The organism is Thermomonas sp., from assembly GCF_025993755.1.
In the GTDB taxonomy this organism is placed as follows: domain Bacteria; phylum Pseudomonadota; class Gammaproteobacteria; order Xanthomonadales; family Xanthomonadaceae; genus Thermomonas.
In genome coordinates, this window is record NZ_JAMQHN010000122.1 from 43,322 (window position 1) to 64,210 (window position 20,889).

At 68.4% G+C, this 20,889-nt stretch carries 19 protein-coding genes; 4 read left to right on the plus strand and 15 right to left on the minus strand.

Going from position 1 to position 20,889, the window contains the following annotated elements; all coding sequences use genetic code 11:
- The 11 genes from Q0X16_RS08735 to Q0X16_RS08785 form a co-directional block, all read right to left on the minus strand.
- Positions 1 to 633, minus strand: a complete 633-nt coding sequence (locus Q0X16_RS08735) for a MotA/TolQ/ExbB proton channel family protein (protein WP_297833232.1) — start codon at positions 631 to 633, stop codon at positions 1 to 3.
- A gap of 30 nt (positions 634 to 663) precedes the next feature.
- Positions 664 to 3,033 (minus strand): DNA internalization-related competence protein ComEC/Rec2, encoded by a 2,370-nt coding sequence (locus Q0X16_RS08740; RefSeq protein ID WP_297833233.1) that lies wholly within the window; start codon positions 3,031 to 3,033, stop codon positions 664 to 666.
- 159 nt (positions 3,034 to 3,192) lie between these two features.
- Positions 3,193 to 3,918 carry a lipoprotein-releasing ABC transporter ATP-binding protein LolD gene (lolD, locus tag Q0X16_RS08745; RefSeq protein WP_297833234.1) on the minus strand — a complete coding sequence of 242 codons (726 nt, stop codon included), beginning with the start codon at positions 3,916 to 3,918 and terminating at the stop codon, positions 3,193 to 3,195.
- Positions 3,911 to 5,155, minus strand: coding sequence for a lipoprotein-releasing ABC transporter permease subunit (locus Q0X16_RS08750; RefSeq protein WP_297833235.1), 1,245 nt, complete (start codon positions 5,153 to 5,155; stop codon positions 3,911 to 3,913). The genes lolD and Q0X16_RS08750 overlap by 8 nt, the downstream gene beginning before the upstream one ends.
- A 22-nt stretch (positions 5,156 to 5,177) precedes the next feature.
- Positions 5,178 to 5,669 carry a hypothetical protein gene (locus Q0X16_RS08755; protein WP_297833236.1) on the minus strand — a complete coding sequence of 164 codons (492 nt, stop codon included), beginning with the start codon at positions 5,667 to 5,669 and terminating at the stop codon, positions 5,178 to 5,180.
- Positions 5,611 to 5,865 carry a succinate dehydrogenase assembly factor 2 gene (locus tag Q0X16_RS08760; RefSeq protein WP_297833237.1) on the minus strand — a complete coding sequence of 85 codons (255 nt, stop codon included), beginning with the start codon at positions 5,863 to 5,865 and terminating at the stop codon, positions 5,611 to 5,613. Before Q0X16_RS08760 ends, Q0X16_RS08755 begins: the two co-directional genes overlap by 59 nt.
- A gap of 67 nt (positions 5,866 to 5,932) precedes the next feature.
- Complete coding sequence (locus Q0X16_RS08765; RefSeq protein ID WP_297833238.1) at positions 5,933 to 6,715, minus strand: succinate dehydrogenase iron-sulfur subunit; 783 nt, start codon at positions 6,713 to 6,715, stop codon at positions 5,933 to 5,935.
- A gap of 83 nt (positions 6,716 to 6,798) precedes the next feature.
- Positions 6,799 to 8,586: a succinate dehydrogenase flavoprotein subunit gene (gene sdhA, locus Q0X16_RS08770; protein WP_297833239.1), complete on the minus strand. Its 1,788-nt coding sequence runs from the start codon at positions 8,584 to 8,586 to the stop codon at positions 6,799 to 6,801.
- 6 nt (positions 8,587 to 8,592) lie between these two features.
- Positions 8,593 to 8,988 carry a succinate dehydrogenase, hydrophobic membrane anchor protein gene (sdhD, locus tag Q0X16_RS08775; protein WP_297833240.1) on the minus strand — a complete coding sequence of 132 codons (396 nt, stop codon included), beginning with the start codon at positions 8,986 to 8,988 and terminating at the stop codon, positions 8,593 to 8,595.
- The gene (sdhC, locus tag Q0X16_RS08780; RefSeq protein ID WP_297833241.1) at positions 8,988 to 9,380 is read right to left on the minus strand and encodes a succinate dehydrogenase, cytochrome b556 subunit; all 393 of its coding nucleotides are present in this window, start codon (positions 9,378 to 9,380) and stop codon (positions 8,988 to 8,990) included. Before sdhC ends, sdhD begins: the two co-directional genes overlap by 1 nt.
- A 58-nt stretch (positions 9,381 to 9,438) precedes the next feature.
- On the minus strand, positions 9,439 to 9,630 hold the full coding sequence (locus Q0X16_RS08785; protein WP_297833242.1) for a DUF1674 domain-containing protein: 192 nt from the start codon (positions 9,628 to 9,630) through the stop codon (positions 9,439 to 9,441).
- 212 nt (positions 9,631 to 9,842) lie between these two features.
- Between Q0X16_RS08785 and Q0X16_RS08790 the strand changes: the two genes are divergently transcribed.
- Both Q0X16_RS08790 and Q0X16_RS08795 read left to right on the plus strand, forming a co-directional pair.
- Positions 9,843 to 11,462 carry an FAD-dependent oxidoreductase gene (locus Q0X16_RS08790; protein WP_297833243.1) on the plus strand — a complete coding sequence of 540 codons (1,620 nt, stop codon included), beginning with the start codon at positions 9,843 to 9,845 and terminating at the stop codon, positions 11,460 to 11,462.
- Positions 11,463 to 11,466: 4 nt separating this feature from the next.
- Positions 11,467 to 13,128, plus strand: a complete 1,662-nt coding sequence (locus Q0X16_RS08795) for an acetolactate synthase large subunit (RefSeq protein WP_297833244.1) — start codon at positions 11,467 to 11,469, stop codon at positions 13,126 to 13,128.
- 274 nt (positions 13,129 to 13,402) lie between these two features.
- Here Q0X16_RS08795 and Q0X16_RS08800 read toward each other — a convergent pair whose 3' ends face one another.
- The 3 genes from Q0X16_RS08800 to Q0X16_RS08810 all read right to left on the minus strand — a co-directional run bounded on the left by Q0X16_RS08800 (position 13,403) and on the right by Q0X16_RS08810 (position 17,915).
- On the minus strand, positions 13,403 to 15,670 hold the full coding sequence (locus Q0X16_RS08800) for a thiamine pyrophosphate-dependent enzyme (protein WP_297833245.1): 2,268 nt from the start codon (positions 15,668 to 15,670) through the stop codon (positions 13,403 to 13,405).
- Between the two features lie 106 nt (positions 15,671 to 15,776).
- On the minus strand, positions 15,777 to 16,940 hold the full coding sequence (locus Q0X16_RS08805) for an acyl-CoA dehydrogenase family protein (protein WP_297833246.1): 1,164 nt from the start codon (positions 16,938 to 16,940) through the stop codon (positions 15,777 to 15,779).
- A 213-nt stretch (positions 16,941 to 17,153) separates the two neighbouring features.
- Positions 17,154 to 17,915, minus strand: coding sequence for a glycine zipper 2TM domain-containing protein (locus Q0X16_RS08810; RefSeq protein ID WP_297833247.1), 762 nt, complete (start codon positions 17,913 to 17,915; stop codon positions 17,154 to 17,156).
- Between the two features lie 152 nt (positions 17,916 to 18,067).
- Between Q0X16_RS08810 and Q0X16_RS08815 the strand changes: the two genes are divergently transcribed.
- Positions 18,068 to 18,295: a DUF6116 family protein gene (locus tag Q0X16_RS08815; protein ID WP_297833248.1), complete on the plus strand. Its 228-nt coding sequence runs from the start codon at positions 18,068 to 18,070 to the stop codon at positions 18,293 to 18,295.
- Positions 18,296 to 18,299: 4 nt separating this feature from the next.
- Complete coding sequence (locus Q0X16_RS08820; RefSeq protein WP_297833249.1) at positions 18,300 to 19,076, plus strand: TatD family hydrolase; 777 nt, start codon at positions 18,300 to 18,302, stop codon at positions 19,074 to 19,076.
- A 63-nt stretch (positions 19,077 to 19,139) separates the two neighbouring features.
- Here Q0X16_RS08820 and Q0X16_RS08825 read toward each other — a convergent pair whose 3' ends face one another.
- Entirely contained in the window at positions 19,140 to 20,798 is a 1,659-nt protein-coding gene (locus tag Q0X16_RS08825) for an amidohydrolase (protein ID WP_297833250.1), read from the minus strand.
- Positions 20,799 to 20,889 lie beyond the last annotated feature (91 nt).

Consider the following 20,889-nt stretch of genomic DNA (forward strand, 5'->3'; position numbering starts at 1 on the left):
TCAGTTCGCCTGCCGCGCGTTGGCGTGGGCGGTGGCGTCCAGCACGTCCTGCAGCTGCATCGCCTCATGCTCCATGTCCACGATGTAGCTGGCGATCCGGCCGCGGAAATAGCGATGGAAGGCCAGCGCCGGAATCGCCACGATCATGCCGGTCGCCGTGCACACCAGAGCCTTGCCGATCCCGCCCGCCAGTTGGGTGGCATCGCCGATGCCGTGGTCGAGGATGCCCAGGAACAGCTGGATCATGCCGACCACGGTGCCGAACAAGCCCAGCAGCGGGCCGGCGGCGGCGATCGTGCCCAGCGAGTTGAGGAAGCGCTCCATCCGGTGGACGAGGTGGCGGCCCACGTCCTCGACCCGCTCGCGGATGATTTCCCGATCGCGGTGACGCACGTCGAGTTCGGCAGCCAGCAGCGCCCCCAGCGGCGAGGTGGCGCGCAGCGAATCGATGTGGGCCGGGTCGAGCGCGTTCCCACGGGCCACCCAATCGCGCACCTCGTTGCCCAGGCCGGGCGGCAGGACGCGCTCGCGACGCAGGCTCCAGAAGCGCTCCACCACGATCGCAAGCGCAGCCACGGTCAGCAGCAACAGCGGGATCATCGGCCAGCCTCCGGCCTTGATCAATTCCAGCACGGGTCGAACCTCCGGCCCTCATGGCCGTCATCACTCAGGCGCGTAGCATAGCCCAGCCGACTGCCCGCGCCGACGCACGGCGTCCCAGGCGCGCATCCGGAAACTGCGGTATTCCCGCACGCGCAGGCCTTCCCGACCCAGCCAGACCCGCAACGCGCCGGAACGGGCGGTGTCCAGCACTTCGGCCCCGGCGTCGCACCAGCGCCGCACGACCTGCGGCCGCGGATGGCGGAATCGGTTGTCCGCCCCCGAGGACACCAGCGCCAGGCGTGCACCGACGGCGGCGATGAAGGCAGGATCCGAAGAGCCGTCGCTGCCGTGGTGGGGCACCAGCACGACGTCGCTGCGCAGCCTGGAGGCGCGTTCATGCACCAGCTTGCGCTCGGCATAGCCGCCAATGTCGCCGGGCAACAGGACACTGCCGAAGGCGGTTTCGACATGCAGGACGCAGCTGGCTTCATTGCCCAGATAGGGGAATCCCTTTCCCGGGTGCAGGAGCGTGAATCGCACGTCGTCCCAGACCCAGCTTTGGCCGGCAATGCAGTCGCGGCTGCCAGGCGACGGACTGCCGGCCGGAGCCAGGACCTCCGGCATCGGGAACTCCGTCGCCACGGCGTTGCGGCCGCCGGCATGGTCCATGTCGCCGTGGCTGACGATTCCGGCATCCAGATGGCGCAGGCCCAACCCGTGCAACGCGGGCACGACGGCACGTTCACCGGCATCAAAGCCGTCGGGCACGGCCGGCCCCATGTCGAACAGCAGCGCATGATTCCGGGTTCGGACCAGCACCGACAGTCCCTGGCCCACGTCAATCGTGGTCAGATCCAGTTCGCCCGGCCCCGGCAGTTCCAGCGGTGGATGCAGCAGCGGCAGCCACAGCAACAGCGCCAGCCAGCGCCCCGGCAGACCGCGCGGGAGCAGTAGCCAGAACGCCGAAAGCAGCGCCAGTGGCAGCGCATACCAGCGCGGCTCCGGCAGCCACAGCATGGCCAGCGGGCTGTCCGCGATCCGCACGAGCGCCGGCCAGAGCAGATCGAAGCACCACGCCGCCGCCTGCCAGAACCAGGCACCCCAGCCGGCATGGAGGCTGTCGGCGAGGCCGCCGAGCAGGCTCAGCGGAACCACCACCAGGCTCCACCACGGCACCGCTGCCAGGTTGGCCAACGGTCCGGCGGTCGAGGCCTGCCCGAACAGGACCACGCACAGCGGCAACAGGCCAAGACTGGCCACCGCCTGCGCCGAAACGAAGCCCTGCAGCAGGCCGCGCAAACCAGCACCGTCGCCTTCCGGCAGGCACCACAGCAACCAGGCCACGCCGGCGAAACTCAGCCAGAATCCGGCGCCAAGCACCGCCAGCGGGTCGAGCAGCAACAGGACGATGCAGCCCAGCGCCAGAGTGTCGGGCAGCCGTTGCCGCCGGCGCAGCCAGCGGGTGGCCACCAGAGCCGCGATCATCACCGCAGTGCGCAAGGTCGGCACCGCCATGCCGGTCAGCAGGGCATAGCCGAACGCGCCGAGGATCGCCCCGCCTCCGGCGGCGAACTGGCGCGGCTGCCAGCGACACAGCGCGGGGAACAACCACCACAGCGCCGCCGCCAGCAGCGCGCAAAAGCCGGCAACCAGACCGACGTGGAAGCCGGAGATGGCGATCAGATGGGTCAGCCCGGCCGCGCGCAGGCGGGTCCAGTCGGTCTGGTCGAGGAATCGGGTGTCGCCGAGCGCCAACGCACGCACGTAGCGCGAGGACTCGCCGCTGACGGCGGCAGCGATCCGTGCGCTCATGCGCTCGCGCCAGGCGTCGATTCCGGACGGCCCGTCCAGCCGCCGCGCGCGCAGCGGCTTGACGACATGGCCGGTCGCGGCAATGCGTGCGGCCAGCGCGTATTTCTCGGCATCGCTGCCCCCCGGGTTGCGCAGCCCGCGCGGTGCGCGCAGGCGCACCGGAAACCGCCAGCGACTGCCCGCCTGCAGCGCCGCGCGCGGGCGGGGATCGTCGTCGTACCAGCTCAGCCGGACGATTTCGCCGCGCAGCGCTTCCGGTTGCCCGGCATCATCATCGACCACGAATTCGAACCGGGGGCGCGTAGGTTCGGCGACGGGAAGGTCGCGGATCTGGCCGCTGAGCGTGACGGGTCTGCCCTGCAGGCGCTCGGGCAGCTGCGCATCGAGCGCCGCCGTGGCCTGAAGACCGGCAAACGCCAGACCGATCAGGAACACGCCCAGCATTCGCAGCGCCGTCTTGCGCCAGGCAAGAGCCACGCCGGAGACGAACAGCGCCAGCAGCAGCCAGCGCGGCGGAAACGCCGGCAGCAGCAGGCAGACGCCGACCCCCGCCAGCAGGGCAATGGCGCCTGCTGGGCCGAACAGCGGCGGCGCAGACGCGCCCCGCAGGGATCGCACCCCAATTCCCGCGATCAGTGAACCGGGCGCGGCTGTCCAGCAACGGGTGGCGGCATTGGCCATGCCGCCAGTCTGCCCACCGTCGATTGCCCGGGGGATCGGCGAATGCGGCGCCGCGAGGTCGGATTTTTCCGATCCCCGTCTGCGCCGGGGCAGCCGTCAGACCTCGAAGGTCGCCAGCGCCTGCAGCCGTCCCTCGCGCAACTCCAGCACGCGATCGAGCCGGCGCGCGAGGCGGCGGTCGTGGGTCACCACCACGAGGCTGGTGGCGTGGGCCCGATTGAGTTCGAGCATCATCTCGAACACGGTGTCCGCCGTCTTGTCGTCGAGGTTTCCGGTCGGCTCATCGCCGAGCACGCAGGCCGGATTGTTGGCCAGGGCGCGCGCGACCGCGGCGCGCTGGCGTTCGCCGCCGGACAGTTCGCCGGGCTTGTGCGTCAGCCGGTGTCCGAGCCCGACCGATTCCAGCAATGCCTGCGCACGCTGCCGCGCCTCGGCGGTGGGACGCCCGGCCAACAGCACCGGCATCATCACGTTTTCCAGCGCGGTGAATTCCGGCAGCAGGTGGTGGAACTGGTAGATGAAACCGAGTGCGGCATTGCGCAGTCGCCCGCGCGACGCATCGGACAGGGCGCTCATTTTCTGCCCGGCGACGTAGACCTCCCCGATCGTCGGGACATCCAGGCCGCCCAGCAGATGCAGAAGGGTGCTCTTGCCCACGCCCGACGCACCGACAATGGCGACGGTCTCCCCGCGCGCAACGGCAAGGTCGAGGCCGTCGAACACCGGTGTGTGCAGCCCGCCCTCGCGGTAGGTCTTGCCCAGCCGTTCCGCCCGGATCACTTCGCCGTCAGGCGCCGATGACGCCACGCGATCCTCATTCATAGCGCAGCGCCTCCGCCGGTGCCGTGCGCGCCGCGCGCCAGGCCGGATACAGGGTGGCGAGGAACGCCATGCCGAGCGCGACGCAGGAGATCGTCGCGACGTCCGATGCCTGCAGATCGGTCGGCAGTCCGGTGATGTAATACACGTCCTCCGGCAGCAGCTTGACGTGCAACAGCAGTTCGATGCCGTGCAGGATGGCGTCCAGGTTCAAGGTCAGCAGCACTCCGCCAACGACGCCGGCCAAGGTGCCGATGATCCCGATCAGACTGCCTTGCACCATGAACACCTGCATCACCTTGCCCGGCGTCAGGCCCAGCGTGCGCAGGATGGCGATGTCGGCCTGCTTGTCGGTCACCAGCATCACCTGCGAGGACACCAGGTTGAACGCCCCCATCGCCACCAGCAGCGACAGCAGGATCGCCATCACCGTCTTTTCCATCTTCAGCGCGCGGAACAGATTGGCGTTGTCCTGGGTCCAGTCGCTGACCCGGTACGGGCCCTTGAGCGCCAGCGCCAGGTCGCGCGCCACGTCGAAGGCCCGGTCCATGTCGTGCATCTTCAGGCGCACGCCGGTGACGCCCTGCCCCATCCGCAACACCCGCTGCAGGTCTTCGAGGTTGACCACCGCCAGCCCCTTGTCGAATTCGTTGTAGCCGGCCTCGAAGATGCCGCTGACGCGAAACCGCTTCATGGTCTGCACGCCGCCGACCGGCGTGCTGCGGAATTCGGCCAGTGTGACGATGACGTCGTCGCCCACGCGCACGCCCAGCCACAGCGCAAGTTCGCGTCCGAGCACGATGTTGAAGCTGCCGGGCGTCAGGTCGGCGAGCCTGCCCTGCACCATCCTGTCGGCGAGAACCGACACCCGCGCCTCCTCGGCCGGGAGCACGCCGCGCACCATCGCCGGCTGGTTGTTGGCGCCGGAAATCAGGGCTTCCTTCTCGATGTAGGGCGCCGCACCGGCAACGCGCGCATCCTTCAGCGCCACCTGCACGGCATGCCGCCAGTCCTGCAGCGGCTCGCCATAGCCGCTGACGGTGGCGTGCGCGGCCATGCCGAGCATGCGGTCGCGGATTTCCTTCTGGAAGCCGCTCATCACCGCCAGCGTGGTGATCAGCGCGGTGACACCCAGCGCGATGCCGAGGATCGAGGCCAGCGAGATGAAGGAAATGAAGCCGTTGCGACGTTTGGCGCGCAGGTAGCGCAAGCCGATGGCGACGGGGACGGGTTTGTACATCGGGGGCCCTTGCAGTGACCGCCTATCGTGCCACCGAAGCCGTTTTCGATACAGCGTCGCGCCGCCGCGCGGCCAGCCGCAGTTCACGTCGCGCCGCAGCGTCGAGCACGTCCGGCCAGAACACGAGGTATTGGCGGGGGCCGCCGGCAGGCGACTGCCAGTCCAGAAACGCCAGCGGGCCGCGCCAGCGCAAGTGCAGGTCCCGCATGGGGGCGCCATCGCAGCTTGCCTCCGACTGCGGATCGGCGATGAGCACCCAGCGCTGCGGCGCGCGCAGGCTCTTGCATGCGCCACGCGCCCCGGACAGGCCCGCCAGCAACGCCACAGGCCACGCCAGCGCGGCCGGGAGTTCGCTGGCAAGCACCGACAGCGGCGCCAGCAGCGCCAGCGCCCACAGCATCAGCGCACAGGCTCGCGAGGGGCGCCAGAGGAAGCCGCCGCGCGGCAACGCCGGTTCAGGCGCGGACAGGCAGGTTGCGGATGTCGTCGACGAGCGCGGCGAGCCCTGGGTCATCGGGGGATTCCCGTCCGGAAAGCCAGCGCCAGAGTCTGTCGTCTTCGCAGTCCAGAAGCTGCAGGAAAACCGCCCGTTGCGCCATCGGACTTTGCCGCCAGCGGCGCTCCAGCCAGCGCGCCAGCAGCACGTCCAGTTCCATCATCCCGCGCCGGGCGCGCCAGCGGACCTTGTTGAATTCGACGTCTTCGTTCATCGGCATCGCGGGGATCGCGCCATTGGCATCACGACAGCCCCGCGTCCCGGCCCCTGCACGCAGCCGTTCACATCTTCCGCGCCAGCATCAGCTTCTTGATTTCCGCGATCGCCTTGGCCGGATTCAGGCCCTTGGGGCAGGTGCGGGTGCAGTTCATGATGGTGTGGCAGCGGTACAGCTTGAACGGGTCTTCCAGTTCGTCCAGGCGGGTCCCGGTGTCCTCGTCGCGGCTGTCCACGATCCAGCGGTAGGCCTGCAGCAGGATCGCCGGACCGAGGTAGCGGTCGCCGTTCCACCAGTAGCTCGGGCAGGACGTCGAGCAGCAGGCGCACAGGATGCACTCGTACAGGCCATCGAGCTTCTTGCGGTCCTCGGGGGATTGCAGGCGCTCGCGGTCGGACGGCGCCGGCGACTGGGTGCGGATCCACGGCCGGATGCTGGCGTACTGGGCGTAGAAATGGGTGAGGTCGGGCACCAGATCCTTCACCACCGGCATGTGCGGCAGCGGATGGATCTTGACGTCGCCCTTGTCGACCTTCTCGATCGCGCAGATGCAGGCCAGCGTGTTGGTGCCGTCGATGTTCATCGCGCACGAACCGCAAATCCCCTCGCGGCAGGAGCGGCGGAAGGTCAGGGTCGGGTCGATCTCGTTCTTGATCTTGATCAGCGCGTCCAGCACCATCGGGCCGCATTTGTCCATGTCCACCTCATAGGTGTCCATGCGCGGATTGGCGTCGTCGTCCGGCGACCAGCGATAGATGTGGAAGGTGCGCGGTTTCTTCGCATTGGGCGCGGGCCAGTGCTTGCCCTTCTGGATCTTCGAGTTCTTCGGAAGCGTGAATTCGGCCATTGCCTTGCCTGTGATTTGGTGATGCGTGAACGCCGGAAACCGCTGTCTCTACTTTCCGACCCCCGAACTTCCAACCGCTGCCTTCAGTACACCCGCTTCTTCGGCGGCACCGTCGCCACCTCATCGGTCAGGGTGTTGGTGTGGACCGGACGCGAGTCGAAGGCTACATTGCCGGCTTCGTCCACCGTCACCAGAGTGTGCTTCATCCAATTGTGGTCGTCGCGTTCCGGGAAGTCCTCGCGAGCGTGGGCACCGCGGCTTTCCGGACGCTGCTCGGCCGAATGCATGGTCGCCACCGCCTGGTCCAGCAGGTTGGCCAGTTCCAGCGTTTCGATCAGGTCGGAGTTCCAGATCAGCGAGCGGTCGGTGATGCGTACCTGCTCGAAGGATTTGCGCACCACGTCGATCTTGCCGCAGCCTTCCTTGAGCGACTGCGCGGTGCGGAACACCGCGGCGTCGGCCTGCATGGTGCGCTGCATGTCCAGCCGGATCTGCGCGGTGGGCAGCTCGCCGCTGGAATGGCGGATGCGGTCGAAGCGGTCCAGCGCCTTGTCGAGAATGTCGCCGGGCAGGTCCTTGTGCGGCGCGTTCGCGGTGTGGGTTTCGGCGCAGCGATTGGCGACGGCACGGCCGAACACCACCAGGTCGAGCAGCGAGTTCGATCCGAGCCGGTTGCCGCCGTGCACCGAGACGCAGGCCGCCTCACCGATGGCGTACAGACCCGGCACCTGGACGTCGTTGTTCTCGCCGACCTTCTGCACCACCTCGCCGTGGTGGTTGGTCGGGATACCGCCCATGTTGTAGTGGACGGTCGGCAGCACCGGGATCGGCTCCTTGGTGACGTCGACACCGGCGAAGATGCGCGCCGACTCGGCGATGCCGGGCAGGCGCTCGTGGATGACCTCGGGGCCGAGGTGCATCAGGTTCAGGAAGGCGTGGTCCTTGTGCTCGCCGACGCCGCGGCCTTCGCGGATCTCGATGGTGATCGCGCGGCTGACCACGTCGCGCGAGGCCAGATCCTTGGCGCTGGGCGCGTAGCGCTCCATGAAGCGCTCGCCGGCGGAATTGGTGAGGTAGCCGCCCTCGCCGCGCACGCCCTCGGTGATCAGGCAGCCGGCGCCGTAGATGCCGGTGGGATGGAACTGCACGAACTCCATGTCCTGCAACGCCAGCCCGGCGCGCAGCGCCATGCCGCCGCCGTCGCCGGTGCAGGTGTGCGCCGAGGTGCAGCTGAAGTAGGCGCGTCCGTAGCCGCCGGTGGCCAGCACCACGCCGTGGGCGCGGAAAAAGTGCATCGTGCCTTCGTTCATGTCGAGGGCGAGCACGCCGACGCAGCTGCCGTCGGTGTCGAAGATCAGGTCGATGGCGAAGTATTCGACGAACACGGTCGCGCCGTGCGCCAGCGACTGCTGGTAGAGCGTGTGCAGCATGGCGTGGCCGGTGCGGTCGGCCGCGGCGCAGGTGCGCTGCGCGGTGCCCTGGCCGTAGTGGGTGGTCATGCCGCCGAACGGGCGCTGGTAGATATGACCGTCTTCGGTGCGCGAGAACGGCACGCCGTAGTGCTCGAGCTCGATCACCGCCTGCGGCGCGTTCTTGCACATGTACTCGATCGCGTCCTGATCTCCCAGCCAGTCGCCGCCCTTGACGGTGTCGTAGAAGTGGAAGCGCCAGTCGTCCTCGCCCATGTTGCCGAGCGCGGCGGCGATGCCGCCCTGGGCCGCCACGGTATGGCTGCGGGTCGGGAAAACCTTGCTGATGCAGGCGGTCTTCAGGCCCTTTTCGGCCAGCCCGAAGGTGGCGCGCAGGCCGGAGCCTCCGGCGCCGACCACCAGCATGTCGTACTTGTGTTCCTGGATCTTGTAGGCAGGCATCGGCGATCAGCTCCCAAGCGCGATGCGCAGCACCGCAAGCACGCTGGCGATTCCGGCCAGCGCGCAGACAAGAAGGGTGAGGATGTGCAGGATCACGCCGTTGAGCGGCGTGTGCACGTAGTCTTCGATCACGACCTGCAGCCCCATTCGGGCGTGCCAGAACACCGACACCAGGAACAGGATCAGCACGGTGGCGTTGACCGGATCGGCAACCAGTCCGTGGAAGATTTCGTAGCTCGCGCTGCGCAGGGTCAGGACGATGCCCAGCAGCCACAGCGCGGTGACGCCGATCAGGATGGCGGTGACGCGCTGCCAGATGAAGTGATGGACGCCGTCCTTGCCGGAGCCCCAGTTGCGCGCGGTCTTGAGCGGGTTGCGCAGGTCGTCGATGCGATTGGCCATCACTGCCCCCAATGCGTCAGGACGACGCCCCAGACGATTGCGGTCAACACCACGCTGCCGATCATCGAGATCAGGCTGCTGCGCACGAACTGCGGGATCTGGAAGCCGAGGCCGCCATCCTGCAGCAGGTGGCGGATGCCATTGATCAGGTGGTAGCTCAGCGCCCAGGTGAAGCCCAGCAGCACCACGAGGCCGGGAAGCGAGCCGGCATAGCCGGTGAACCGGGCCCAGCCCTCCGGGCCGGCGGCCAGCGCCACCAGTCCGCAGGTCATCAGCAGGGCGCCCAGCGACAGGGCGATTCCGGTCGCACGGTGATAGATCGAGGTCTGCATCTGCACCTGCCACTTGTAGATCTGCAGGTGCGGCGATAAAGGTCGTTCGCGGGTCGCCATGGGCGGTCGCTTCTCCGTGTTGGCTGGCGGCCGGGGCCGCGTGGCGTGAAAGCGTGGATCAGAAATCGATGCAGCGGCCGTCTTTTTCCCAGTCGCCATAGCGGGTGGGCTCCAGCCCGCTCTTGCGGCCACCATACTCCGGCGGCAATTCGGGGGCCTGCGTGGGCTTCGGGGCTTGTCCGGCGTCGGTCCCGGGCGGCTCGCCCGGAACCTTTCCTACCCCGGATTGGCCTGCTGTCGATGCATTCATGATGGCTTAAGTCTACGTCGCGGCGACGCATCGGGACAAGCGCGGGCGCCGTGATGCGCGAGACATCAGCCCGGATGGGCTCGCCTCTTCAAAGTCCGACACACCCCGGAATTGCGACCTGCGCCGCAAATCCTGCGCCCGTGCTGAAGCCGTGCTTCACCCGACTGGCGCACGGCCGCCTCCCGAGCCATGATGGGCGCGGGAGGTAGCGGATGACGCCAGAGCAATCGCACGTCCAATCCGACGTTTTGGTCATCGGCGGCGGATTGGCGGGAATCGTGACCGCGCTGGAATGCCTGCGCGCCGGCCAGCGCGTGGCGCTGGTCGATCGCGACACGCGCGAGCGTTTCGGCGGACTGGCGCTGTGGGCTTTCGGCGGCATGGCGCTGGTCGGCACCCCGCTGCAGGAACGCGCCGGCATCCCGGACACGCCGGAGCGCGCGCTGCGCGACTGGGTCCGCTTCGGCGAACTCGATCCCAACGACACCTGGCCCTACCTGTGGGCGCAGCACTACGTGGAGCGCTCGCGCAACGACGTCCACGACTGGCTGGAAGCCCACGGCATCGGCTTCCTGCCTGCGGTCAACTGGGTCGAGCGCGGGCGCTTCGGCGAAGGCAACAGCCTGCCGCGTTACCACATCATCTGGGGCACCGCGCAGCGGATGGTCCACCGCCTCGCCGAGGCTCTGCGCACGGCCGGCTCCGGGGGCAAGCTCACCTTGCTGCACCGACACAGCGTGATCGGACTGGAGTACGGGCAGGGACGGATGGCCGGGGCGACCGCGCGCAACGACGAAACCGGCGCCGAAGTGCGACTGGACGCGCCGGTCGTGGTGATCGCCACCGGCGGCATCAACGGCAGCCACGCGCAGGCGCGCCGCAACTGGCCGATCCAGTTGCCGTTGCCGACGCAGATGCTCAACGGCGCCAACCCGCTGTCCGACGGCAAGCTGCACCAGATCGCCACCGGCTTCGGAGCGCAGATCACCCACGCCGGCGAGATGTGGAATTACGCCGCCGGCATCCCCCACCCCAGACCACAGTTCCCGGGCCACGGCCTGTCGCTGATTCCCTGCAAGTCGGCGCTGTGGCTGGACCATCGCGGCCGGCGCATCGGCCCCGAGCCGCTCGTCACCGGTTTCGACACCCACTGGCTGTGCCGGCGCGTCGCCGAGCAGGAAAAGCACTGGACCTGGCACCTGCTCAACCGCAGGATCGCCCTCAAGGAATTCGCGATCTCCGGCGCCGAGCACAACCCGCGCATCCGCGACCGCCAGTTCCTGCATTTCCTGCGCGAAACCCTGCTGGGCAACGCGCGGCTGGTGGACCAGATGCAGCGGGAAGTACCGCAGTTCCTCGTCGACGACAGCCTCGCCGGGCTGGCGGCGCGGATGAACGCGCTGACCGGCAGCGAGGACATCGATCCGGACATCCTGCAAGCCACGGTCGATGCCTTCGACGCCAACTTCGTCGACGGCAAGACACTGGAAAACGACGCCCAGATCCGCGCCATCCAGCACGCCAGACAATGGCGGCCGGACCGCCTGCGCACCTGCAAACCGGCGCCATTGCAGAGACCGGGTTTCGGCCCCTTCATCGCCATCCAGACCCAGCTGATCACCCGCAAGAGCCTGGGCGGGCTGCGCACCGATCTCGACAGCCGCGTGCTCGACGGCAACGACCAGCCGATCGACGGGCTGTACTGCGTCGGCGAAGCGGCGGGATTCGGCGGCGGCGGCTCCTGCGGCAAGCGCTCGCTGGAAGGCACCTTCCTGCCCGGCTGCATCCTCACGGCCCGCGCCGCCGCCCGTTCGATCAAGAAGGCGGGTTGAGGCCATGCCCAACGGTGCCCAGGCCCTGCTGAAGACGCTGGCCGATGCCGGGATCGAGGTTTGCTTCAGCAACCCCGGCACCAGCGAGATGCACTTCGTCGCCGCGCTCGATTCCGAGCCGCGGATGCGCGCGGTGCTGGCGCTGTTCGAGGGCGTGGCCACCGGCGCCGCCGACGGCTACGCGCGGATGGCCGGCAAGCCGGCCGCCACCTTGCTCCACCTCGGCTGCGGCCTCGGCAACGGACTGGCCAACCTGCACAACGCCCGCAAGGGCAAGGTGCCGGTGCTCAACATCGTCGGCGACCACGCCACCTACCACGTGCCGCTCGACGCCCAGCTGCAGTCCGACATCGAGACCGTGGCGCGCAACGTCTCGCCCGGCTTCGTGCGCACCTCGCAAACCACCGCCGCACTGTGCCGCGATGCCGTCGATGCGCTTGCGGCCGCGCGCGGGCTTCCCGGGCAAGTGGCGACCCTGATCCTGCCGGCCGACGTGAGCTGGGGCGAAGGCGGCCAGCCCTGCCCGCCCCCGCCGCCAGCCTCCCCGCAGCTGGCCGATGCGGCGCAGATCGAGGCGATCGCAGCGGCGATCCGCGGCGGTGGCAAGGTCGCCCTGCTGCTGGGCGGGCAGGCGCTGCGCGAGCCGGCGCTGCTGTCGGCGGCGAAGATCGCCGCGCACAGCGGGGTCAGGCTGTATTGCGAAGTCTTTCCCACCAGACTGGAACGCGGCGCCGGCCTGCCCGCCGTCGAGCGCATCGCCTATCTCGCGGAGATGGCGACGCTGCAATTGACCGGCATCCAGCACCTGGTATTGGTCGACGCCAAATCGCCGGTGTCGTTCTTCGCCTATCCGGACAAGGCCAGCGACCTCGTGCCGGAAGGCTGCACCGTGCACACGCTGGCCCGTCCCGACCAGGACGCCGTGTCCAGCCTGGAAAAACTGGTCGAAGCGCTGGGCGCGGCCTCGGCAACGCCCGTGCTGCAGCCCGCCCAGCGCCCATCGCGCCCGCGCGGCAAACTGACCGCGCCCAAGGTCTGCAAGGCCGTGGGCCACCTGCTGCCCGAGCGCGCGATTCTCGTCGATGAAGCCATCACCTCGGGCCTGATGCTCGGCGTGATAACCGCAGGCTGCCCGCGCCACGACCTGCTCACCCTCACCGGCGGCGCGATCGGACAAGGCCTGCCGAATGCCGTCGGCGCGGCGATCGCCTGTCCGGACCGCAAGGTCATCGCGCTGGTCGGCGACGGCGCCGCGATGTACACGGTGCAGGCGCTGTGGTCGATGGCGCGCGAGCGGCTCGACGTGATCGCGATCGTTTTCAACAACGCCAGCTATTCGGTGCTCAACGTCGAACTCGACCGGGTCGGCGCCGGCAGCGGCGGCGGCCCCAAGGCGCGATCGCAGCTCGACCTGCACGCGCCCGGTCTCGATTTTTCCCTGCTGGCGCGCGGCATGGGCGTGTCCGCCGTGCGCACCGACCGCGCCGGCGATTTCTGCAAGGTGCTGGAGCACGCCCTCGCCCGCCCGGGCCCGCACCTGATCGAAGCGGTGATCCCGGAATCTCTCAGCGGCGCCAAGCGCAAGATCCTGCCCTGGCTGCTGCGCAGCCTGCCCAACCTGCCGCAGCCGCTGGCGCGGGCGCTGAAGCGGAAGATTGCGCCCTAGCTTCCTTGCGGATTCCATCGCGGCGTCTGTCAGTCTGTCGAGTCCGCCGCATTTCGGGTTCCGTCGAGGCGTCTGTCGGCCTGTCGAGTCCGCCCCGCCAGACGCGAGGCAACCGGCAGGCCTCCGTGGCCCCCTTCAGGACCGAGCAGGCCATGGATGGCCTGCGGCCGCGAATTGGAGCCGGACGCGGAACCTGAGCGGCGGTTCTGAAGGGGGCCAGCGGAGGACCCGCGACAGAATCCAGCATGCGGTCTCCCCTTATCCGCGCTCCCGCTTACAGTGCATCCGCCGCCGCCACGATGTCTTCATCCTTCGGAATCACGAGGAACGCCGCGCCCGCCAGCGGCGTGTAGGTATCGGCGCCGACCACGCGCTGGAGGGGTTTGCCGCCGAAGCCCGCCTCGGTGATCGCGGTGATGACGCCTTCGCCGATGCCGGCGCTGTGGCGACCCTCGTCGACGACCAGAATGCGCTTGCACTCGCCGGCATGCCTGGCAATCGCCGCCGCATTGAGCGGCACCAGCCAGCGCAGGTCGACCACGCGCACCTTCCAGCCGCGCCTGGCCTCGATCTGCCGCGCCGCGCGCAGGCTCATCGGCACGCCGTTGCCGAAGGTGAAGATCACGCAGTCCTTCGCCTTCGGGTTGTAGATGCGCTCCTCGCCGAGCGTCAGCGCCTGGTCCGGCGCCGGATACTCGGTCAGCCACTGGCCATCGCCGACTTCGTACAGATCCTTGGTCATGTACAGCGCGATGGGTTCAAGGAACACCGTCACCCGGCCGTCGACCTTGGCCAGCGCCGCCAGCGTGCGCAGCATCATCGCCGCATCGTCGCCGCGCGAAGGACAGCCGACCACGAGGCCCGGGATATCGCGCAGCGCGGTGATCGAGTTGTCGTTGTGGAAATGGCCGCCGAAACCGCGCTGATAGCCCAGTCCGGCGATGCGGACCAGCATCGGATTGGCGTACTGGCCGTTGCTGAAGAACTGCAGCGAGCAGGCCTCGCCGCGGAGCTGGTCGATGGCGTTGTGCAGATAGGCCAGGTACTGGATCTCCGGTATCGGCAACATGCCCATGTTGGCGAACCCCTGGGCCATGCCGAGGATGGTGGTTTCATCCAGCAGCGAGTTGAACACCCGACGCGCGCCGAAGGCCTTGTACAGGCCCTTGGTGACAGTATAGACGCCGCCCTTCTGCGCCACGTCCTCGCCGAACAGCAGGCTCTCGGGATACTTGGCGAACAGATCGTGCAGGGCGTTGTTGATCTGGATCGCCAGGTGGCGCGGCGCCTGCTTCTCCGGCAACTTCTCCTCGCCGCCGAAGGCCTTGATGCGGGCCTCCGGTGCCGGAACGCGGGTGGCTTCCGCCATCACCTTGTCCGGGGTGTACGGCGCCAGCGGCCGCATCACCTCGTCCAGCGTTTCGATCCGCGGGCGACGGTCGGCCTCTTCGGCCGCTGCAAAGCACTTGCGACGCGTGTCCTCGTACAGCGCCAGCACCTCGTCCTTGGTCATCAACCCCGACTCCAGCGCGATCTGCGCGCTGCGCAGCAGCGGATCGGCGGCTTCCACCGCGCACAGTTCCTCGATCGAGCGCCACTCGATCTCGAAGTCGGTGCCGGCGTGGCCCATGATGCGGTTGCTGCGCAGATGCAGGAAAGTCGGACGGCGCGTCTTGCGGCAGTGTTCCACCGCGCGCAGCACGTCACCATAGCCGGCGGCCAGGTCGAGGCCGTCGGCGAAAAAATAGTCGAGGTCGGGGCGGTGGCGGAAGGATTCGGCGATCCAGCCGTTCGGTGTCTTCACCGAGATGCCGATGCCGTTGTCCTCGCACACGTACAGCACCGGCGCCGGCAGCTTCTGGTAAGCCATCCAGCTGGTGGCGTTGAACGCCGTCTGCGCGGTGGCGTGGTTGGCGGAAGCGTCGCCGAACGAGCAGATCGCGATGCTGTCGTCGGGGATCGGCAGCGCATGGCCGATGCGCTTGCCGGTCTCGATCGCCACCGCCGTGCCCAGCGCCTTCGGCAGGTGCGAAGCGATCGTCGAGGTCTGCGGCAGCACCCACAGCGGCTTGCTGCCCCAGACCTTGTGGCGACCGCCCGAGGCCGGGTCTTCCGCGCTGGCAGCAAAGCTCAGCGCCGAATCCATGATCGGATCCATGCCCGGAAGCTTGCGGAAACGCTCGGCCATGAAGGCGCCGCTGCGGTAGTGCAGGAAGGCGGGATCGGTGTGCCGCGCCGCGCGCGCCACCATCGCGTTGCCTTCGTGGCCGCTGCTGCCGATGGTGTAGAAGACCTTGTTCTGCACCCGCAACACGCGCGCCATCAGGTCCAGGTGCCGCGAGATCAGCTGCGATTCGAACAACTCGCGGAAGCCCTGCACGGTGAGCGCGCTGCCGTCGAGAATAGCCTCATTTGGCGCCGGCCCCGGCTGCACCCGGCCATCCCACGCCTTGACGAATTCGCTGAAATTGACGTCGCAGATTTCGGCGCGGTTGAGTCCCCGCATGCGGGCCGGGATGGGATGGGGAACGGTGGCGAACATGGCAATGGACCCTGCCGCGGCGCGGCGATGGAACGACACAGGCCGCCGTCCCGGGCGGCCGCGGTCCGCGCGACGGCAACCGCCGCGCGCGGAAGCGACGGTGGAATCAGAAGGCGTTGATCCCGGTCAGCTCGCGGCCGATCACCAGCTGATGCACGGTTTCGGTGCCTTCGTAGGTGATGACGGATTCGAGGTTGAGCGCGTGGCGGATGGCCGCGTGCTCGGTGGTGATGCCGGCGCCACCCAGCAGGTCGCGGCATTCGCGGGCGATGTCAATCGCCATGCGACAGTTGTTCCACTTCGCCAGCGAGACCTGCTGCGGCTGCATGGTGCCGGCATCCTTCAGCCGGCCCAGCTGCAGCGACAGCAGCTGCGCCAGGGTGATGCGGCGGGCCATGTCGGCCATCTTGATCTGGGCGCTCTGGGTGGCGGCCACCGGGCGGCCGAACAGGATCCGCTCCTTGGTGTAGTGGACGACTTCGTCCAAGCAGGCAATGGCGGCGCCGATCGGACCCCAGGTGATGCCGTAGCGGGCCTGGGTCAGACAGCCCAGCGGTCCCTTCAGCCCCTTCACGTTGGGCAGGCGGCTGGAATCCGGCACCCGCACGTTGTCGAAGAACAGCGCACTGGTGACCGACGCGCGCAGCGACATCTTGTGCTTGATTTCCTGCGCGGTGAAACCGGGCATTCCCTTCTCCAGCACGAAGCCCTGGATGCCCTCGTCGGTCTGCGCCCACACGATGGCGATGTCGGCCAGGTTGCCGTTGGTGATCCACATCTTGCTGCCGTTGATCACCCAGTCGTCACCATCGCGGCGGGCATGGGTCTTCATGTTGGCCGGGTCGGAGCCACCGTGCGGCTCGGTCAAGCCGAAGCAGCCGATGACCTTGCCCGCCGCCATGTCCGGCAGCCAGCGCATGCGCTGCTCCTCGCTGCCGTAGGCGTAGATCGGATACATGCACAACGAGCTCTGCACGCTGACGAAGCTGCGGATGCCGGAGTCGCCGCGCTCCAGCTCCTGGCAGATCAGGCCGTAGCTGACGCCGTTGAGGCCGGCGCAACCGTACTTCTCCGGCAGCGACGAACCCAGCAGGCCCATCTCCGCGATCTCCGGCACCAGCTCCTTGGGGAAGCGGCCCGCGTCGAAGGCGTCGCCGATGATCGGGCGCACGCGTTCGTCGGTGAAGCGCGCCACGGTGTCCTGCACCGCGCGTTCTTCCTCGCTCAGCAGGGAGCGGACGTCGTAGAGATCGTACGGATGCAGGGCCATGTTTTCACGGTCGAATTGGACGAACCGCCATTGTAATCGCGCATGCCGCGCAATCGGTACGTGCGATTCGCCAAGCACAACCAGGCGTTACGACCGCCTTTCCGCAAAAGCCGTGCGTTTCGCCAGCATCGCCATGGCGCGCGCCGCCAAACACAGGCGGGGCCGGATCGCTCCGGCCCCGCCACGGGAATTGCACGGGTTGGGCTGCGTCGATCAGCGCAGTGTCGCGCCTTCCACCGCCGCCGTCTGGGTCACCACCCGGCCGTCGATCACCGGCAGCTGGCTGCCCGGATCCTGCTCCATGCGCACGGTGCGCTGCTGACCGTCGAAACGATAGGTCACGTCGTATCCCACCGTCCTGTCGGTATCGCCCAGCGCAATCCGCTCGCCCGGCTTGGTGTCGGTGCGCATCTTGCCGGTGGTGCCGTCAGGATTGCGGTAGGTCACGTTCCACGCCACCGTGCGGGCGCTGGTGGAGGTGCTGTTGACGGTGCGGCAGCGGTGGTCGGTGCGGTTGACCACCTGCCCACCGACGTGGCGACGGTCGATCTCGCGGCCGGCATAGCCGCCGGCCACCGCACCCGCCACCGTGGCCAGCTTGCGGCCATTGCCGCCGCCGACCTGATTGCCGACCAGGCCACCGATGACCGCACCGGCGACGGTGCCGCCGACGTTGCCGTCGCGCTCCGGCAGGCGCTCCTGCACCGTCACGTCCTCGCAGACCTCGCGCGGCGTGCTGGTGGTGCTGGATTCGCGGATCGGCTCGCTGCCGATGACGGTGGCGTACAGCGGCTGGCGCTCGGTGACCGGCTTGACGCCGACGACTTCGGCGAAATCGACCTTCGCACGCGCACTGCCATCGGCCAGCGGCGCGGTGATGGCGTCGTTGCTGCGGCTGTTCATGTAACCAGCGGTGGCGACGCCGCCAACCAGCAGCGCGGCAAGCGCAATGGCAATCGTATTGTTCTTCGGCATGATCCTGCTCCCGCTGAGTTGAGTGATCCCTGTTCCGCAACCGATTGAACCACGGCCAATCTGAATCGATGCCGAGCGAGCCCGAATCGTATCCACTTGCGTTCAGCTTCGCCCACACGATGTTTGCGCCGCGTGCATGCTAGTTTCCCGCCATGGCCAATCCCTTCGTCTCTCCGCTCATGCGCTGGCTCGGCAGGCTCAGCTTCCCGCGTCTGTTCGTGCTGACCGCGGCGCTGTTCTTCCTCGATCTGCTGGTTCCCGACTTCATCCCGCTTGCCGACGAGATCCTGCTGGGCCTCGGCACGCTGCTGCTGTCGCGCTGGAAGAAGCAGCCGGATGCCGGCAAGCCGCCCATCGAGGGGCAGGCAAACCGGCGCTGACCGCGTGATGCGCCTGGTCGACAGCCACAGCCATTTCGACGCCGCCGAATTCGACGCCGACCGCGCCGCCGCGCATGCGCGCGCGCTGGCCGCAGGCGTGGACACCCAGATCGTGCCGGCCGTGGACGCCGCCGGCTGGCCGAAGCTGAAAGCCGTCTGCGCGCAGCTGCCCGGCCTGCATCCGGCCTATGGCCTGCATCCGATGTATCTGGATGCCCATCGCCCGGAGCATCTGCAGGAACTGCGCGACTGGATCGAACGCGAGCGCCCGGTCGCGGTGGGCGAATGCGGGCTGGACTATTTCGTCGAAGAGCTGGACCCCGCGCGCCAGCAGCACTACTTCGACGGGCAGCTGGCGCTGGCCGCCGAGTTCGACCTGCCCGTGATCGTGCACGCGCGCCGCGCAGTGGACGCGGTGATCGCCGCGATCCGCCGCTTCCCGGGCCTGCGCGGCGTGGTGCACAGCTTTTCCGGCAGCGCCGAACAGGCCGCGCAGCTGCACAGACTCGGCTTCCTGCTCGGCATCGGCGGCCCTGTCACGCATGAACGCGCCAAACGCCTGCGTGGCGTCGTGGCCATCGTGCCGCTGGAACAGCTGCTGCTGGAAACCGACAGCCCCGACCAGCCCGGCGCGTCGCAGCGCGGCCAGCGCAACGAACCGGCCTACCTGACCGAAGTGCTGGACACGGTGGCGACGTTGCGCGGCTTGTCGCATGAAGCGCTGGCTGAGGCGACTACCGCCAATGCCGAACGGCTGTTCGGCCTGCCGCGCGAAGGCTGATTCCGGCACAAGCGGAGCCGTCACGCCCTGCATCTTCGCAACGCGTCGCCAACGTCAGGCCAGCTACGGTTTTGCCCGATACACCGGCTTGCCGTCCACGTAGGTTGCCTCGATGATCAGCGTGCGCAATTGCGCGTCGGGCACCGCCAGCGGGTCCTCGGCCAGCACCACGAAATCGGCACGTTTGCCCGCTTCCAGGCTGCCAAGTTCGTTTTCGGAAAAACCGGCATAGGCCGCCTCGAGGGTGAACGCACGCAGCGCCTCGAACGCCGTCAGGCGCTCGTCCGGAAACCAGCCGCCAGCCGGCTTGCCGTCGGCGTCCGCACGGGTGATTGCCGCATACAGGCCCAGCCGCGGGTTGAGCGACTCGATCGGAAAGTCCGAACCGAAGGCAAGATGCACGCCGGTGTCGCGCAGTTGCCGCCAGGCATACGCGCCGACGATCCGCCGCGGTCCCACGCGATCTTCCGCCCACGGCATGTCGCTGGTCGCATGGGTGGGCTGCATCGAGGCAATCACGTGCATTCGCGCCAGTCGCGGCAGGTCTTCGGGCGAAAGGATCTGCGCGTGCTCGATGCGCCAGCGATGATCGCCGTCCACGTCGCCGCCCAGCGCCTTGGCATAGACATCGAGGACGGTGCGATTGGCGCGATCGCCGATCGCGTGGGTGGCCATCTGCATCCCGCAGCGATGCGCTTTGTCAGCGACGACCTGCAGGTCCTCCGGCGAGGTCACCATCAAACCGCGGTTGCCGGGATCGTCGCTGTAATCGGCCAGCAGCGCCGCGCCGCGACTGCCGAGCGCACCGTCGGCAATCACCTTGACCGTCCGCATCTGCAGGCGGCCGGACGGATGTCGATAGCGCCCGTTTTCGCACAACCAGTCCAGCGCCGCGGCGTTGCCGTCGGCCATTGCATAGATCCGGACCGGAAGTTCACCACGGTCGGCCAGATGCTGGTATACGCGCAATTCCGACAGCGGGATGCTGGCATCGTGCAGGCCGGTCAGGCCGTTCCTGGCGGCGTCCTGCATCGCCAGCCGGAGCGCGCGTTCGGTGGTGGCATCGTCGAGGGCCGGTTTGACCGCATCGAGCAGCTTCATGGCGTTGTCGAGGAAGATCCCGGTGGGCTTGCCCGCGGCATCGCGACGGATCGCGCCGCCGTCTGGCTGCCAGCTGCCCGCCAGATCACGCCGCACCGCGCGCATCGCCGCAGAGTTGGCCCATCCGGCATGGCCATCGATGCGGTACAGCCATACCGGACGGTCAGGGAAAGCCGCATCGAGGTCGGCCGCGCTGGGAAATTCCCTGACCGGCCAGTCGTTCTGGTCCCAGCCATGGCCGGTCAGCCACGCGCCCGGCGGCAGGTCGCGGGCGAACGCGCGCAGCCGTTCCAGCACATCGGCTTTGTTGCGGGTGCCGATCAGGTTGACGGTCAGGTGGCTCAGCCCCTGCTCGAGGACGTGCCCGTGCGCGTCGATCATTCCCGGCACCACGGTTGCCGCGCCCAAGTCCAGACGCGTCGCGCCCGGATAGCGCGCCAGCAGGACGGTCCCGTCACCCACGGCGAGGATTCTTCCGTCCGCATCGAAAGCCATTGCCTGCGCCTGCGGGTGGGTGGCATCCATGGTGTGGATGCGGCTGGCGGTAAGGACCGTCACCTCGGCCGCCGGCAGCGGCACGGCCGCGACCGCCAGCAGCACGGCAAGAAGGGGTGTGCGCATGATCGAGCCTCGTTGAAAGCACGCAAACGATGCGGCAATCCGTCGGCGGCGGCAAGTTCGGAAGACAGGGGCGATCTTCAAGCCCGCGTGG

Excerpts from the sequence above, each read along its gene's own strand:
- Q0X16_RS08785 (WP_297833242.1), bottom strand. The coding sequence starts at position 9,630 with ATGAATGCATCGACAGCAGGCCAATCCGGGGTAGGAAAGGTTCCGGGC.
- Q0X16_RS08805 (WP_297833246.1), bottom strand. The coding sequence starts at position 16,940 with ATGGCCCTGCATCCGTACGATCTCTACGACGTCCGCTCCCTGCTGAGC.
- Q0X16_RS08760 (WP_297833237.1), bottom strand. The coding sequence starts at position 5,865 with ATGAACGAAGACGTCGAATTCAACAAGGTCCGCTGGCGCGCCCGGCGC.
- Q0X16_RS08765 (WP_297833238.1), bottom strand. The coding sequence starts at position 6,715 with ATGGCCGAATTCACGCTTCCGAAGAACTCGAAGATCCAGAAGGGCAAG.
- Q0X16_RS08815 (WP_297833248.1), top strand. The coding sequence starts at position 18,068 with ATGGCCAATCCCTTCGTCTCTCCGCTCATGCGCTGGCTCGGCAGGCTC.
- sdhD (WP_297833240.1), bottom strand. The coding sequence starts at position 8,988 with ATGGCCAATCGCATCGACGACCTGCGCAACCCGCTCAAGACCGCGCGC.
- Q0X16_RS08790 (WP_297833243.1), top strand. The coding sequence starts at position 9,843 with ATGACGCCAGAGCAATCGCACGTCCAATCCGACGTTTTGGTCATCGGC.
- Q0X16_RS08795 (WP_297833244.1), top strand. The coding sequence starts at position 11,467 with ATGCCCAACGGTGCCCAGGCCCTGCTGAAGACGCTGGCCGATGCCGGG.
- Q0X16_RS08750 (WP_297833235.1), bottom strand. The coding sequence starts at position 5,155 with ATGTACAAACCCGTCCCCGTCGCCATCGGCTTGCGCTACCTGCGCGCC.
- sdhA (WP_297833239.1), bottom strand. The coding sequence starts at position 8,586 with ATGCCTGCCTACAAGATCCAGGAACACAAGTACGACATGCTGGTGGTC.
- lolD (WP_297833234.1), bottom strand. The coding sequence starts at position 3,918 with ATGAATGAGGATCGCGTGGCGTCATCGGCGCCTGACGGCGAAGTGATC.
- Q0X16_RS08755 (WP_297833236.1), bottom strand. The coding sequence starts at position 5,669 with ATGACCCAGGGCTCGCCGCGCTCGTCGACGACATCCGCAACCTGCCTG.
- sdhC (WP_297833241.1), bottom strand. The coding sequence starts at position 9,380 with ATGGCGACCCGCGAACGACCTTTATCGCCGCACCTGCAGATCTACAAG.
- Q0X16_RS08800 (WP_297833245.1), bottom strand. The coding sequence starts at position 15,670 with ATGTTCGCCACCGTTCCCCATCCCATCCCGGCCCGCATGCGGGGACTC.
- Q0X16_RS08825 (WP_297833250.1), bottom strand. The coding sequence starts at position 20,798 with ATGCGCACACCCCTTCTTGCCGTGCTGCTGGCGGTCGCGGCCGTGCCG.
- Q0X16_RS08810 (WP_297833247.1), bottom strand. The coding sequence starts at position 17,915 with ATGCCGAAGAACAATACGATTGCCATTGCGCTTGCCGCGCTGCTGGTT.